At 69.9% G+C, this 15,155-nt stretch carries 13 protein-coding genes; 12 read left to right on the forward strand and 1 reads right to left on the reverse strand.

The features are described 5' to 3' along the window. Positions 1-60 precede the first annotated feature (60 nt). The 4 genes from AAH979_RS23480 (at position 61) to AAH979_RS23495 (ending at position 5,952) form a co-directional block, all read left to right on the forward strand. Positions 61-2,487 carry a family 43 glycosylhydrolase gene (locus tag AAH979_RS23480; RefSeq protein ID WP_346260274.1) on the forward strand — a complete coding sequence of 809 codons (2,427 nt, stop codon included), beginning with the start codon at positions 61-63 and terminating at the stop codon, positions 2,485-2,487. Between the two features lie 60 nt (positions 2,488-2,547). Then, positions 2,548-3,180, forward strand: a complete 633-nt coding sequence (locus AAH979_RS23485) for a hypothetical protein (RefSeq protein ID WP_346260275.1) — start codon at positions 2,548-2,550, stop codon at positions 3,178-3,180. A gap of 56 nt (positions 3,181-3,236) precedes the next feature. Continuing rightward, entirely contained in the window at positions 3,237-4,253 is a 1,017-nt protein-coding gene (locus AAH979_RS23490; RefSeq protein WP_346260276.1) for a DUF916 domain-containing protein, read from the forward strand. 316 nt (positions 4,254-4,569) lie between these two features. Beyond that, positions 4,570-5,952, forward strand: a complete 1,383-nt coding sequence (locus AAH979_RS23495; RefSeq protein ID WP_346260277.1) for an RICIN domain-containing protein — start codon at positions 4,570-4,572, stop codon at positions 5,950-5,952. 86 nt (positions 5,953-6,038) lie between these two features. Here AAH979_RS23495 and AAH979_RS23500 read toward each other — a convergent pair whose 3' ends face one another. Beyond that, complete coding sequence (locus AAH979_RS23500; RefSeq protein WP_346260278.1) at positions 6,039-6,785, reverse strand: FadR/GntR family transcriptional regulator; 747 nt, start codon at positions 6,783-6,785, stop codon at positions 6,039-6,041. Between the two features lie 181 nt (positions 6,786-6,966). On the opposite strand from AAH979_RS23500, the gene AAH979_RS23505 reads away from it, so the two are divergent. The 8 genes from AAH979_RS23505 (at position 6,967) to AAH979_RS23540 (ending at position 15,089) form a co-directional block, all read left to right on the forward strand. Continuing rightward, complete coding sequence (locus AAH979_RS23505) at positions 6,967-8,232, forward strand: extracellular solute-binding protein (protein WP_346260279.1); 1,266 nt, start codon at positions 6,967-6,969, stop codon at positions 8,230-8,232. A gap of 136 nt (positions 8,233-8,368) precedes the next feature. Beyond that, positions 8,369-9,214: a sugar ABC transporter permease gene (locus tag AAH979_RS23510; RefSeq protein ID WP_346260280.1), complete on the forward strand. Its 846-nt coding sequence runs from the start codon at positions 8,369-8,371 to the stop codon at positions 9,212-9,214. Further along, on the forward strand, positions 9,214-10,041 hold the full coding sequence (locus tag AAH979_RS23515) for a carbohydrate ABC transporter permease (RefSeq protein WP_346260281.1): 828 nt from the start codon (positions 9,214-9,216) through the stop codon (positions 10,039-10,041). Before AAH979_RS23510 ends, AAH979_RS23515 begins: the two co-directional genes overlap by 1 nt. 1 nt (position 10,042) lies before the next feature. Continuing rightward, complete coding sequence (locus tag AAH979_RS23520; protein ID WP_346260282.1) at positions 10,043-11,266, forward strand: mandelate racemase/muconate lactonizing enzyme family protein; 1,224 nt, start codon at positions 10,043-10,045, stop codon at positions 11,264-11,266. A 181-nt stretch (positions 11,267-11,447) separates the two neighbouring features. Then, a complete protein-coding gene (locus AAH979_RS23525; RefSeq protein ID WP_346260283.1) occupies positions 11,448-12,473 on the forward strand; it encodes an alcohol dehydrogenase catalytic domain-containing protein in 1,026 nt (341 codons plus the stop codon). Next, positions 12,470-13,231 (forward strand): SDR family oxidoreductase, encoded by a 762-nt coding sequence (locus AAH979_RS23530; RefSeq protein WP_346260284.1) that lies wholly within the window; start codon positions 12,470-12,472, stop codon positions 13,229-13,231. The genes AAH979_RS23525 and AAH979_RS23530 overlap by 4 nt, the downstream gene beginning before the upstream one ends. Then, positions 13,228-14,106 carry an amidohydrolase family protein gene (locus AAH979_RS23535; RefSeq protein WP_346260285.1) on the forward strand — a complete coding sequence of 293 codons (879 nt, stop codon included), beginning with the start codon at positions 13,228-13,230 and terminating at the stop codon, positions 14,104-14,106. The genes AAH979_RS23530 and AAH979_RS23535 overlap by 4 nt, the downstream gene beginning before the upstream one ends. After that, positions 14,103-15,089 (forward strand): aldo/keto reductase, encoded by a 987-nt coding sequence (locus AAH979_RS23540; protein WP_346260286.1) that lies wholly within the window; start codon positions 14,103-14,105, stop codon positions 15,087-15,089. The genes AAH979_RS23535 and AAH979_RS23540 overlap by 4 nt, the downstream gene beginning before the upstream one ends. The last annotated feature ends 66 nt before the right edge of the window (positions 15,090-15,155 follow it).

Consider the following 15,155-nt stretch of genomic DNA (forward strand, 5'->3'; position numbering starts at 1 on the left):
CCCACTGGTCCGGGGTGACTGAGAGTCCAGATGCCAGTCAGAGATCAAGGAAGGTGTCACTTGAAACAGCGCTCGCGAGGGGCGGTGCGTCGACGGTTCGCCGCGATCACCACCATCGGCGTCGTGCTGGCCGCAGGACTGGTCACCACGCCGGTGCCGGTACAGGCCGCCGAACAGAATCTCATCCTGAACGGCGGGTTCGAGGAGGGTCTCGCCAACTGGTTCGTCAACAACGGCAACGCGAACGACAGCGCCACCCTCGCGCCTACCACGGACGCCTATTCCGGTACGGGCGCCGCGCTCGTCAGCAACCGGGTGACCACCGGATCCGGCCCGATGCAGGACCTCAGCGGCAAGGTGCAGGCAGGACAGACATACAGCCTCACCGCCCGCCTGAAGTACGCGAACCCGGACTCGCCCGAGACGAAGCAGTTCTTCGCCACGATGCACTACGGCGGTGGTACCTACACCAACCTGGTGAGCGTGGTGGCGACGCGCGGCCAGTGGGCGCAGTTCAGCGGGACGTTCACGATCCCGGCCGGACAGAGTGTGTCGACGGCGCGCCTCTTCTTCGAGACGCCGTGGACGAGCGCTCCTTCCTCGGATCCTCACCTCCACCTGATGGACTTCACGCTCGACGACGTGTCGGTGATCGGCGCTCCGCCGCCTCCGACGCCGTCGAAGACCATCGAGGTCGTCGGTAAGCTGCCCGGAGAGCACAACCCCCTGATCGGGCACAAGTTCGGCGCCGACGGGTTCGGGTTCGTGCACGGCGGCCGGGTGTACATGTACCTGACCAACGACACCCAGGGTTATGCGCCCGACCCGGTCACCGGCATCTCACCACAGATCAACTACGGCGACATCAACCGGATCACGGTGATCTCCTCCGAGGACCTCGTGAACTGGACGGATCACGGTGAGGTTCAGGTCGCTGGACCGAACGGCGTGGCGCCGTTCACCAACAATTCCTGGGCGCCTGGCATGGCCAGGCAGGTCGTGGACGGGGAGGAGAAGTTCTTCCTGTACTACGCCAACGGTGGCGGTTCGAGCAATGTGATCACAGGCGGGTCGCCGCTCGGTCCGTGGGCCAGCGAGCGCACGAGCACTTTGATCAACGGCGGTACCCCCGGTGCCGAGGATGTCGCCTGGAAGTTCGACCCCGCGCCGCTCGTGGACGACGACGGCGAGGAGTACCTCTACTTCGGGGGCGGTCCCGCGTCGACGAGCATGCCGCCGGCCGAGCGCTTCAACAACCCGAAGAACCTCCGGGCGATCGAACTCGGCGACGACATGGTCTCCACCGAGGGGTCGGCGGTGGTAGTCGACGCCCCGGTCGCCTTCGAGGCGGGCCATGTCTTCAAGCGCGAGGGCAGGTACTACTTCTCGTACTCCTCGCACTTCGGCGGGAACGACTTCGGCGGCAACCAGACGCCACTGCCCGGCTACCCCGGCGGCGGTCAGATCGGCTACATGATCTCCGACGACCCGATGTCGTGGCCGAAGGAAACCTACGCGGGCGTGCTCTTCCCGAACCAGTCACAGTTCTTCGGCGCCGGCACCGGTGGCAACAACCACCAGTCGGTGTTCGAGTTCGAGGGCAAGTACTACTTCACGTACCACGCCCCGACGCTGAACAAGCGCATCAACGGGAACACCACCCAGGGCTACCGCAGCCCGCACATCCAGGAGCTGACCTTCAACCCGGACGGCACCATCCAGCAGGTCGTGGGCACCTACGGCGGCGTGGACCAGGTCAGGAACTTCGACCCGTTCCGGGTGTTCGAGGCGGAGACCCTCGGCTGGAGCAAGGGCATCGCGACCGCGAAGGTCGACGGCGGGTCGACCCAGTTCGGTGCGGAGGCGCCGAACCTGGTGGTCCGGGACGTCGACGACGGCGACTGGACGGCGCTGTCCTCCGTGGACTTCGGTGACGGTGGTGCCCGGAGCGTGACGGCGAAGGTGCGCGCGCTGGCCGCGGGCGCCCGGATCGAGGTGCGGCTGGATACTCTCGCAGGTCCTGTGGTCGGCACCGTCCCGGCCGGCACGCCGACCGCGCAGTGGGCCGAGGTGACCGCCGAGCTCGAAGGCGTCAGCGGCGTGCACGACGTCTACTTCACCTACCACGGCCCGGCCGGTGAGGATCTTTTCGAGATCGACTCCTGGTCCTTCGCGGCGACGGGTACCCAGCCCGAGCTGCCCGTCACGACCACCGTGCAGGCACGATGCCTCGCCGGTAGGGCGTACGTCGCCGTGCAGGCCCGCAACGACCACGACGGGCCGGTGGACATCGCCCTGGAGACCGCGCACGGCGCGCGGTCGTTCGCCGATGTCGCGCCGGGCGCGAACGCCTACCAGGCGTTCGGCACGCGGGCGACCTCGGTCACGGCCGGGTCGGCGACCGTCCGGGTCACCGGGAGCGTCGACGGCGAGGACGTGACGACCGAGCGAACCGTGGAACACCCCGGCGTCGATTGCACCGGATGACCCTGAACGCCCCCGACCAACCACCTCGCCGGCAACAACAGCTTGACAACGGAGGAGCGAATGAAGATACGGAAACGGCGGCACCTGCTCGCGGCCTGCGCCGCCGGCGCCGCCCTGGCCGGAGCGACGGCGTTGCCGCCGCCTGCCGTGGCCGAGCCTGGTGACGACACCGACGTGCAGGTGACGGTCGATATCGACGAGATTCACGAACCGGGCGTGCTCGCCATGTCCATCGCGGGCAACGCCGTCGCGCTGTCCGAGAACGGCTCGACCCTGCTGGTCCGCCAGTTCGTCGGCACCCTGCCCACCGTGACGGTCACCGACACCCGCAACCCGGACGAGGTGCCCGAGGGCGCCGCCTGGGCGGTACTGGGCAGCGCGACCGATTTTGTCGGTGCGGCTGGTCAAGCACCGATCAGCGCCGGCCACCTGGGCTGGAAGCCGCGCCTGCTCGACGGTGGCGACACCGGCCTGGTCACCGAAGGTGATGAGGTCGTGACCGTCCTCGACGAGGAGACCCAGCCCGGCAACAACGTCGGTCTGGTCGACCAGGAGTTGCTGGTGTCGACCTTCGACTCCGGAGCCGTAGCCGGTGACGCGTACTCGGTCAACGCCGACCTGTACCTGCGCACTCCGGCGGATGTCGCCGCCGGCGAGTACGCCTCAACGCTCACCCTCTCACTGTTCGAGTAGTGGCTGGGCGGGGCCCGCGCGGGCCCCGCCCAGCTCCACCGAAGGGGCTGCTCCGGATGACCACCCCGCTACGCCGGGCGCTGACGGTACTCGTCGTCGCGACCCTTGCCGCCCCGGTCACCCCGGCCGTCGCGGCGGAACCGGGCACCACCGTCACCTGGACGGTCCAGCCGGCCGATCCGAGCGGGCCGGACGGCCGTCGGTGGATCGAACTCACCCTCGATCCGGGGCAGGTGGTGACCGAGCACCTGGCAGTACGGAACTTCAGCTCCGCGGCCGTCGTCTTCTCCCTGACGTCCGCCGACGGCTACCTCACGGACAAGGGGCGCTTCAACATGCTTCCGTCCGGCCAGGCTTCGGTGGCCGGCGGCACGTGGATCGACGTACAGCAGGCGGTGACGGTCGGGCCGAACGAGACGAAGGTGGTGCCGTTCACGATCACCGTGCCGCAGGACGCCACGCCCGGGGACCACCCGGCCGGCATCGCCGCGTCGGTCATCAGTACCGGCGGCACGGTCAACGTCGAGAGCCGGGTCGGGTTCCGGGTCATGATGCGGGCCAGCGGCACGGTCCGGGCAACCGTGGCGGTCAAGGACCTCACCGCCAGGTACACACCGTCGTGGAATCCCTTTCGGGGCGGCACGATCCGGGTCCGATACCTCCTGTCGAACGACGGCAACGTCCGGACGAGCGGCACGAGCCGCCTGGCGGTGACCGAGCTGTTCGGCCTGACCGGCCAGCACTCGACCGCCGACGTCGAGGAGATGCTCCCGGGCGGCAGCCGGCTGGTCGAGTCTCGCCTCCACCCTGTCTGGGCACTCGGGCAGCTACGGACGACCATTGCCATGACCCCCGAACCTCTCGGCAGCGACCAGTCCGGCGCCGAGATCCACCAGACCCGGGCCACCGTGACGACCTGGGCCTTGCCCTGGTCGCAACTCGCGCTGCTGCTACTGCTGGGCGTACTCGTCATCGGGTTCCGAACCTCGGCTCGACGCCGCCGTCGCCGGTTGACCCAACTGCTCGCCCGTGCCCGGGAAGAAGGCCGGGCGGAGAGCCGGGCGCGTTCGTAGCCGGCGCCTCCGCCCGGCGCCGGCCCGGTAACCCGGCCGGGGAGACGGATTGACATGAGTCGTTTGACGTATGACGATGTGAGCGCTAACTTTTCAGCCGCGCGTCAGGTGGCTGCCGGGAGCCCTGACGCACCGCCGCGATTCGCGCGGACTCGCCGCATCGCCGGCTCATGGCAGGGCCGGACGTCCGGGGGTGGCGGCCGCGCGGATGCCGCGGATCACCTCACGTGCCGACGCCACCACCGGACGCCGGCACCACCCCCCTGGGCGCACGCGTCCGTCCTGCTCGCGTGTAACCCCGACCGAAGGAGCGGATATGAAGGCCACCGGTGAGGCTCGTCCCGCCTCTCCACAGAGACGTCGCTGGCGGTCTGGGCTGGCCGTCGCGGCGGCGGCGGTCGTCGCGGCCGGGACGCTCGTCGCGGTGAACGCCGCGCCCGCGTCGGCGGCGACAGTGGACACCAACGCCTGGTACGTCCTGGTGAACCGGAACAGCGGCAAGGCACTGGACCTTTACGCCTCGGCCACCAACGACGGCGCGCGGATCAGCCAGTGGACGCGGAACAACGGCGCGAACCAGCAGTGGCAGTTCGTGGACTCGGGCGGCGGCTACTACCGGCTGAAGTCCCGGCACTCCGGCAAGGTCCTCGACGTGCACAACTGGTCGACCGCCGACGGCGGTGCGATCGTGCAGTGGTCCGACCTCAACGCGACGAACCAACAGTTCCGGCTGGCCGACTCCGACGGGGGGCACGTGCGGTTGATCAGCCGGCACAGCGGCAAGGTCGTCGAGGTGCAGGGCGCATCCTCGGCGGACGGCGGGAACGTCGTGCAGTACTCCGACTGGAACGGCGCGAACCAGCAGTGGCAGCTCGCCCGCGTCGACGGCGGCGAGCCACCGCCGGGTGGCACCGGCTGTGGCAAGGCCCCGACGCTGTCCAGCGGCACGTACACGATCCAGAGCAACGGCAAGAGCCGGTCCTTCATCCTGCGGATGCCGGCAAACTACAACAACAGCAACCCCTACCGGCTGATCTTCGCATTCCACTGGCGGGGCGGCACCATGCAGGACATCTCCTCGGGCGGCACCAGTGGGGCCGCCTGGTCCTACTACGGCCAGCAGGAGCAGTCGAACAACAGCGCGATCCTGGTCGCGCCGCAGGGGCTCGGCAACGGTTGGGGCAATGCCGGCGGCGAGGACGTGACATTCGTCGACGACATGATCCAGCGGATCGAGAGTGACCTCTGCGTCAACCCGAGGCAGCGCTTCGCGCTCGGCTTCAGCTGGGGCGGCGGCATGAGCTACGCGCTCGCCTGCGCCCGGGCGAACGTGTTCCGGGCCGTCGCGGTCATCGCTGGAGCGCAGATCAGCGGGTGTAGCGGCGGTACCCAGCCGATCGCGTACTTCGGGCTGCACGGCATCTCGGACAACGTCCTCAACATCTCCCAGGGGCGGTCGCTGCGGGACACGTTCGTCCGGAACAACGGTTGCACCGCCCAGAGCCCGCCGGAGCCGGGGGCGGGCAGCCGGACGCACGTCACCACCACCTACTCGGGATGCCGGTCCGGCTACCCCGTGCAGTGGGCCGCGTTCGACAACGGCCACATGCCCGGTCCGGTGGACGGGAGCTACGCCGAGAGCGGCGTCACCACCTGGACCAAGGGTGAGATCTGGCGGTTCTTCGCGCAGTTCTCCTGAACAGCTCGGCAGACCTGACGGGCGGGCTCGCGAGCAGGGGTGCCGGCACCCGCTGCGGACCGGGAGCCCGTCCGTTCGGCGATATGTCACCGCTGGAGACGGCTCGGCTTGCCCGGTCCGCTGCGGCGGACGAGCCAGGCCTCGGTGATGTGGGTGAACATCGCCTCGGCGGCGCCGTCCGGGTCGTGCGCGGCGATGCGTTCGTAGATGCGCCGGTGCCCGCGGTTGGACGCTACGCACAGCGAACGTTCGGTCCGGCCCATGTACCGGGAGGTGTTGACGACCTGACTCTCCAGCGCGCGTACGACACCACGGGCGATGCGGTTGCCGGACGCCTGCATGATCGTGTCGTGGAAGGCGCGATCATGTTCGTGGTAGGTGACGTGGTCGTCGACGAGTTCGTCCATCCGCTTCACCTGACCGCGTAACCGCTCGATGGTCTCCTGGTCCGCCAGTCGGGCGGCGACGTTCGCCATGTCGGACTCGAGCACCCGCCGGGTGACGACGAGGTCGTCGAGGATGGCGAGGCTGTCGTCCTCGGCGATGGTGGCCGCGAGGACGAGTTCGTCGAGCATGTCCCACGACGACGGCGGGGTGACCATGGTGCCGGCGCCCTGGCGGACCTGTACCAGCCCCTTCTCCTGAAGGATCTTCACCGCTTCCCGGACGACGGTCCGGCTCACGGAGAAGGTCTCGCAGAGCACCGGCTCGGGCGGGAGCGACGTCCCGGACGGGTGCGTCCCGCGGACGATCCGCTCCACCAGCTCGGCGGTGACGGCCCGGGCGAGGTTGGTCGGTCGTCGCGTCCAGGCCGGGGGCGCTGCAGCATTCAAGGCGGTCTCCTGCGATCGCGTCATGTCCCCTCCGGGTGGCTCGCCGCGCTGTTAGCCCGGTGTCCGTGGTCAGTGTACGGCCGACCGTTGACGGGCAGACATCATACGAGTTACGTTTCCGCGTAATGATGACGCCTGACGGTCGGTTCGCCGGCCACCCCTCATTCAAAGGGTGACAACGATGAAACAGCGAGCAATGTGGCCGGCCGTCCTCGTTGTGGGACTGGCGCTGGCCGGCTGTGGAAGTGCCACAGGGTCGGACTCGTCGCAGGGCGGGTCGGAGGGCAAGCTGGTGGTGTGGGACTGGAAGTCTGGCGAGGCTTCCGCCGCACCCTACATCGAGAAGGCGAAGGCGGACTTCGCGAAGAAGCATCCGGACGTGACGGTCGAGTTCGTCGCGCAGCCCTTCGACCAGTACTACACGCTGCTCGGTGCGGCGATCCAGTCCGGCAAGGGCCCGGACGTCATCCTGTTCAACGGAGGCGGTCAGATCCGTGACCGGGTGGACGCGCTGGTGCCGCTGGACGAGTACGTGGCCGAGGACAAGCAGCGGCTGGCCGGCTGGGACGCGTTCACCAAGGACGGCAAGATCTACGCCGGCCCGGTGACGTTGCAGGGGCACCCCATCTACTACAACAAGGCGCTCTACCAGAAGGCCGGGCTCGATCCGGCGAGTCCGGCCACCACCTGGAGCGAGTTCGTCGCCGACTGCGCCGCCATCGCCAAGGCCGGCGCCAAGTGCTTCGCCCTCGGCAACAAGGAGGGTGCCGGTATCCAGTTCTGGCTCTCGGGCCTGGCGTCGGGCATCCTCACCGCACCGGAGTACGACAACTGGGTCGCCGGGAAGCGCGACTGGACCTCGCCCAACGTCAAGCGGGTCTTCCAGCTCTGGAAGGAGGCCGGCGACGCGGGTCTGAACAACGACGGGGCCAACTCGACCGCGATGTTCAACGACTCCTTCGCGCTCTTCCAGTCCGGCAAGGCCGCCCACGTCATCGGGCTGATGTCGGACGTGGGGCACTGGAAGGACTTCAACGAGTTCCTGACGGCCGACAAGCTCGGCGTCATGGACGCCCCGGTCGTCACCGCCGGGACCACCCCGAGCCTGCCCTACGACGGCGGTATCGGCTACGGGGTCGCCAAGTGGACGAAGGACCCGAAGGTGGCCGCCGACCTGGTGCGGGCACTGACCTCGACCGACGCGCTGAATGCCTTCTACACCGGCGCCGGTGCGATCGCCGCCGACACCACGATCGACGTGTCGCAGGGCGGCCCGGCCGTTGCCACGATCGTCTCCGAGATCAAGGGCGGCAAGCCCGCCCTGCACGTGGCGCTCTCCTCGAAGACCCTGGACCTGATGGGTCGGCTCTCCCAGCAACTCCTCAGCGGCTCGATCACCGTCGACGAGGTGGTGAAGCAGCTGGCCGCTTCCGACCAGGCGGGCTGAACCCGTGCCGATCGGAAATGTATCGCCGTCGGTCCGTCCGGCCCAGGCCGGACGGACCGACGGGGCGGCGGCCGGGTCCGCCACCCGGCGCGGCAGCGCTCGTACCCGGCGTGCCGGTGGCTTGCGGTCCGAACGCTTGGCTCCGTACGTCCTGGTGGCCCCGGCCGTCCTGATCATCGTGGTGCTGCGGCTCTACCCGCTGCTGCTCGGGGTCAACTTCTCCTTCACCGGCGACGGTGAGCGGAACGGGGTGGCGGTCGGTCTCGACAACTACCTGGAACTGCTCCGGGATCCGCTGTTCCGGACCGCGCTGGGCAACGTGGGACTGCTGGTGCTGCTGCTTCCGGTGGCGGTGGCGATCCCCGGGCTGCTCGCGACGTTCATCTACCTCCGGGTACCCGGTCACCGGCTCTACCGCGGTGTCTACTTCTTTCCCGCAGTGCTCTCCCCGGTCATCGTCGGCGCGATCTTCAACCTCCTGCTCGCCTTCGACGGCCCGGTCAACGCCGTTCTCGGGTCGGTCGGCGTCGGTCCCGTGGACTGGCTCGGCAACCCGGACGTCGCGATGTTCATGGTGGTCGGCGTGCATGTCTGGGCGACCTTCGGCATGGGCCTGGTGGTGTTCCTCGCCGGCTTCGCCACCCTGGACTCCGCGCTCCTGGACGCGGCCCGGGTGGACGGGGCGTCGCTACCCAAGGTCATCTGGCACGTGATCGTCCCGGGCCTGTCCCGCACCATCCAGTTCGTCTTCGTGACCACGATGATCGGGATGCTGACCTCCATGTTCGGCCTGCTCTACGTCATGACCAGCGGTGGCCCGGAGGGGTCGACATACCTGCCGGAGTACTACATCTGGATCCAGCAGGGACAGATGAACCGGCCGGCCCTCGCGTCGGCCGCGTCGACGGTCCTCTTCGTGATCATGCTCGTCGTGGGGCTGCTGCAGGTCAAGCTGCTCAAGCGGGCGGGAAGGGAGGACTGATGTCCCGCATCCGTCTGGGTCGGTGGCTGGTCGCCGTCCCGATGGCGCTGCTCGCGCTGGCGACGGTCTACCCCCTGCTGTTCACCGCCAACGTCGCGATGAAGACCCGGCGTGACTACATCCTCGACCGGTTCTCCCCGACCGACGCCCTGCGCTGGGAGAACATCAGTACGGCGTGGAACAGCGTCGGCATGGGCCGGTACTTCGTCAACTCGCTGATCGTGGTGACGCTGTCGGTGGTCCTGCTGCTGCTGTTCGGCTCGATGGCCGGCTTCGCCCTGAGCCAGTTGCGGTTCCGCGGTTCGACGGCGCTGTTCCTGGGCTGCCTCGCGGGACTCTTCGTGCCGTTCCAGGTGATCATGGTGCCGCTCGCCCGGATCATGGCAGACAGCGGCCTGATCGACACGTACCCCGGGCTGGTCCTCGTTTACGTGGCCCAGTTCCTGCCCTTCACCGTCTTCCTGATGACGAGCTACTACAAGAGCATCCCGCCGGAGATCGTCGACGCGGCCAGGATCGACGGCAACAGCGTGTACGGCGTGTACCGGCGGATCATGCTGCCCCTGGGCACCCCGGCGCTGCTGTCGGTCGGCATCCTCGACGCCCTGTTCTGCTGGAACGACGTCCTCATGTCGCTGGTGATGATGCCCTCGGCCGACCACCGGACCCTCATGGTCGGCGTGACCTCGTTGCGGGGGCAGTACTCCGACGACATCCCCACCTTCGCCTCCGGGGTCCTGATCGCCGCTGTTCCCGTCCTGGTGGTCTACCTGTTCCTCCAGCGCCAGATCGCCGACGGCGTCGCCGCCGGTTCCACGAAGGGCTGACATGCGGATCACCGGATATCGGACACTCACCACTGTTCAGGAATGGGGGCGGCCCGTCGGCGACGCCAACGGCGTCTTCGCCGACGGGGTGGTCCCGGTGTCGATCGTCATCGTCGAGACCGACGAGGGCATCTCGGGGGTCGGCCTCGGGCCGCACGTGGAGATCGAGCGGATCTTCGCGGCCATCGACGGCGAAGACCCGCGCGCCGTGACGACCCTCTACGACCGCATGCTGCGGCACACCTTCAAGGCGGGCCACGCGGGCCCGGTGTTCGGCACCATCGGCGCGCTCGACACCGCCCTGTGGGACATCAAGGCACAGGCGGCCGGCGAGCCACTGTGGCGGCTGTTGGGCGGACGTGACCGGCGGGTCCCCGCCTACGCATCCGGCCTGGACATCGGGCTGACCGACGACGAACTCGTCTCGACCTACGAGGTCTACGCCCGGTACGGCCTGCGGGCCGCCAAGGTCAAGGGCGGCCTCGACATCGAGCGCGACCGGCACCGCCTCTGCCTGGTGGGGGAGGTGCTGACCGAGGCCGGGCATGGCCTGCGGCCGGGTCTGATGCTCGACGTGAACGAGGCCTGGACCCGCAAGCAGGCCGTCCGGCACGTCTGCGAGCTCGAACGCACCCTCGACCTCATCTGGATCGAGGAGCCGGTCCGGCGCTGGGACGCCGAGGGTCACGCCGCGGTCGGCCGGGGCATCCGTGCGTCGGTCGCCACCGGGGAGAACCTCACCGGGCTCGAGCAGTACCGCCCGCTGATCGCCGCCGGTGCGGTCGACATCGTGCAGATGGCTGCCGTCTGGGGGGTCACCCATTTCCTGCGGGCGTCCGCCCTGGCACACGCCCACGACCTGCCGGTCAGCCCGATCGGTAACAGCCCGGTCGGGCTGCTGCACGCCGCGACCTCGGTGCCGAACCACCTGACCAGCGAGTTGCAGGACCTAACGCCACCGGTCGGCGTCTCCATCGACCTGCACGTCGAGGACGGTGCCTTCGTGCTCGGTGACTCGCCCGGCCTGGGCGTCCGGGTCGACGAGGACCGGATCCGAGCTACCACCCGGCGCCCGGAGGCGCCGATGTCCGAGGGCCCGCACGTCCGGCCGGAGCGGGCCGGACGGCGACTGCTGGCCGGGGTCGACGGCATCGCCCCCGCACCGGAGTTCGCCGGCGCGCCGCTGCACCGCCACAACGACGTGTCGCCCACCGCACGCCACTGACTAGCACCGGGTCCGCGTACCGAAGGACATCCGCGTGCTCAATCGCCCGTACCACCCATCACCAGCGTCAGCGTGAGCTGAGCCAGCAAGGGGAGGTCCTGGGTGCACCGCCACGGCGGCGCATCCACGAGCAATGCGCGGTCGGGACGACCGACGTACCGGCCGCCGAGACGGAGGATCGATGAAGGCAGTGGTCTACCGGGGAGCCCGCCAACTCGGGATCGAGGAACGCGACCCGGAACCGCCGGGTCGTGGTCAGGTGCGGATCGCGGTGGCCTACACCGGGATCTGCGGTACCGACCTGCACATCTACCACGGGGACATGGATGCCCGGATCGGCGCCTCGGCGATCATCGGACACGAGATGTCCGGGCGGATCGCGGCCGTCGGAGCGGAGACCACCGGCTGGTCCGTCGGCCAGGCCGTCACCGTGATGCCTACCCGGTCGTGCGGGGAGTGCGTCGCCTGCCGGCGCGGCAATTCCCATATCTGCCACGCCATGAACTTCCTCGGCATCGACTCGCCGGGCGCCATGCAGTCGTCCTGGAACGTCCCGGCGGACCTGGTCCTGCCGCTGCCCGAGGAACTGCCGCTCGACCACGCGGCGCTCGTCGAACCGGTCGCGGTCGCGGTGCACGACGTCCGGCGGGGAAACGTGACCGCCGACGACCAGGTGGTCGTGATCGGCGGCGGGCCGGTCGGGGTACTGATCGCCACCGTTGCGCGGGGCTGCGGCGCGCGGGTGTTGCTCGTCGAGCCGGATCCGTTCCGGCGTGCCGCCGCGGGCGGGATGGGGATCGAGGCCGTCGACCCGGGGACGACCGACGTCGTGGCGCTGGTAAACGACCGCACCGACGGCGCGGGCGCCGACATCGCCTTCGAGGTCTCCGGCTCCGCGGCCGGCGTCGCTACGGCGGTGGACGTGCTGACCACCCGCGGCCGGCTGGTGATGGTGGCGATCCACCCCCGGCCCCGGGAGGTCAACCTGCACCGGTTCTTCTGGCGCGAGCTGGAGCTGCTCGGCGCCCGCCTGTACCAACGGGGCGACATGGCGGAGGCGATCCGGTTGGTCGCGTCCGGCGCGATTCCGGCGGAACGGCTCATCTCCCGGGTCGAGCCCGTCGAAGCCGTGAACGCCGCGTTCACGGCCCTGGAGGGCGGCGGCGTGCTGAAGGTGCTGCTTGACTGGCGGGAGGACAACCGGTGACCACCTTGTTCGACCTGTCCGGCCGGACTGCCGTCGTGACCGGCGCCCGGCGCGGCATCGGCCTGGCCATGGCCGAGGCGCTGGCCCTGGCCGGCGCCGACGTCGTCGGCGTCTCCGCCCAACTGGAACCGGACGGCAGCGAGGTGGAACGCCGGGTACGGGCGGCCGGCCGCCGGTTCACCGCACTGCGGGCCGATCTCGCCGACCGGGCGGCGGTGCACCGGTTGGCCCGGGACCTCACCGCGCTCGGGCCGATCGACATCCTGGTGAACAACGGCGGCACGATCGCCCGTACCCCGGCCGCGGATCACCCGGACGAGATGTGGGACCACGTCATCGAGGTGAACCTGACGAGCCAGTTCGTGCTGAGCCGGGAGATCGGCCGGACGATGGTCGAGCGCGGTCGAGGGAAGGTCATCTTCACCGCGTCGCTGCTGAGTTTCCAGGGTGGCATCACCGTTCCCGGCTACGCCGCGTCGAAGTCGGGCGTGGCCGGGCTGACCAAGGCGCTGGCGAACGAGTGGGCGCCCCGTGGGGTGAACGTCAACGCCATCGCACCCGGTTACATCGCCACCGACAACACCCGGGCGCTCCGCGACGACCCCGACCGTGACCGGGCCATTCTCGCCCGGATTCCGGCGGGCCGCTGGGGTCGCGCCGACGACCTCGGCGGCGCCACCGTGTTCCTGGCGTCGGCGGCGTCGGACTACGTCAACGGGATCGTGTTGCCCGTCGACGGCGGCTGGCTGGGCCGATGACGGGCGGTCAGGTGCCGGGACACCCCGGCATCATCGACGCGCACCACCACCTCTGGGTCCGGGCCCGGCATCCGCAGCCGTGGATCGACCCGGTGGCCATGGCGGCCATCGACGCCGACTTCGAACCTGTCGACCTCGCCCCGCTGGCCGAGAGCGCCGGGGTCACCGGGACGGTCGTGGTGCAGTCCATCGCGTCGGAGGCGGAGACGGAGGACCTGCTGGATCTCGCGGCCGACAGCACACTCGTCCGGGGGGTCGTCGGTTGGGTGGACCTGACCGCGGACGACGCCGCCGACCGCATCGACCGGCTGCGGGCGGGACGGGGCGGGGACCGGCTCGTCGGCATCCGCCACCTCGTCCAGGGGGAAACCGACCCGGCGTACCTGGACCGTCCGGACGTGCGCCGGGGGATCGCGGCGGTGGCCGCCGCCGGCCTGGCGTTCGATCTGCTGGTCCGCCGGCACCAGCTACCCATGGCCGCGCGTCTGGCGCACGACCTGCCCGAGGTGCGGTTCGTCCTCGACCACCTGGGCAAGCCCACACTTGGCGGGCCGGAACTGGCGGACTGGGCCCGGGACCTGCGGACACTGGCCGCCGCGCCGAACACGACGGCGAAGCTCTCCGGCCTGGTGACCGAGGTACGACGGTCGCCTTGGACGCCGGAGGATCTTCGACCGGCCGTGGACGCCGCTCTCGACGCGTTCGGGCCGGACCGGCTGATGTTCGGCTCGGACTGGCCGGTGTGCCTGCTCGCCACCTCGTACCGGCGGTGGGTCGAGGTACTGGCGGAGTTGCTGGGCGACCTCGGCGCAGCCGACCGGGCGCTGATCTGGGAGCAGACGGCGCGGCGGGTCTACCGGCTGGGGGCGTCGTGAGGACGCTCGCACTGCCGCGCCGCCCGGGGGTACGGCTGACCGAGTTGGGTTTCGGCGCTTCCCAGGGCGGCAACCTGTACCGGGCGACCACGGACGAGGAGTTCGCCACAGCGGTCGACACCGCGTGGGACGCGGGAGTCCGGTACTACGACACCGCGCCGCACTACGGACTCGGGCTGTCCGAGCGACGGCTCGGTGCCGCGCTGCGGCACAGACCGCGCGACGAGTACGTGGTGTCGACGAAGGTGGGCCGCCTGCTCGTACCCACGCCGGAGGACGCGCACCGGCGTGACCCCGAGGGGTTCGACGTCGCCGCGAGCCACCGACGGGTGTGGGACTTCAGTCGTGACGGTGTCCACCGGTCAATCGAGGCGAGCCTGGACCGTACCGGCCTGGGCCGGATCGACGTCGTCTACCTCCATGACCCCGACGAGCACTGGGAGCAGGCCGCGACCGAGGCCGTACCCGCCCTGGTCGAGCTGCGCGATCAGGGCGTCGTACGCGCCATCGGGGCCGGAATGAACCAGTCGGCGATGTTGGCCCGGTTCGTGCGGGAGACCGACATCGACGTGGTGATGTGCGCAGGGCGGTACACGCTGCTGGAGCAGGGCGCGGCCGATGACCTGCTGCCCGCCGCCGCGAACGGTGGGGTGGGCGTGGTGATCGCGGGCGTCTACAACTCAGGGCTGCTGTCCCGGGACCGGCCACCGGTCGACGCGCGCTATGACTACCGGCAGGCCCCGCCGGAGGTGGTCGGGCGGGCCCGGCGGATCGCCGAGGTCTGCGAGACGTACGGCGTCACCCTGCCGCAGGCGGCGCTTGCCTTCGTCCGCCGGCATCCGGCCGTGGTCTCGACGGTGGTCGGTGTGCGCAACGGACCTCAGGTGACCGAGGCCGCGCGACGGTCGGAGGCCACCGTGCCGGACGAACTCTGGGACGCGTTGGCAGCAGCCGGCCTGCTCGCCGCGCCGCCGCCCGGGTAGGGCGGGGCCGGCCCGTCCCGTCGACGCCGACGTCCCGGTCGGGACCGGCTCCGTTTTATCGGATGC

Origin of the sequence: Plantactinospora sp. ZYX-F-223, from assembly GCF_039649625.1 — a bacterium.
GTDB lineage: Bacteria > Actinomycetota > Actinomycetes > Mycobacteriales > Micromonosporaceae > Plantactinospora.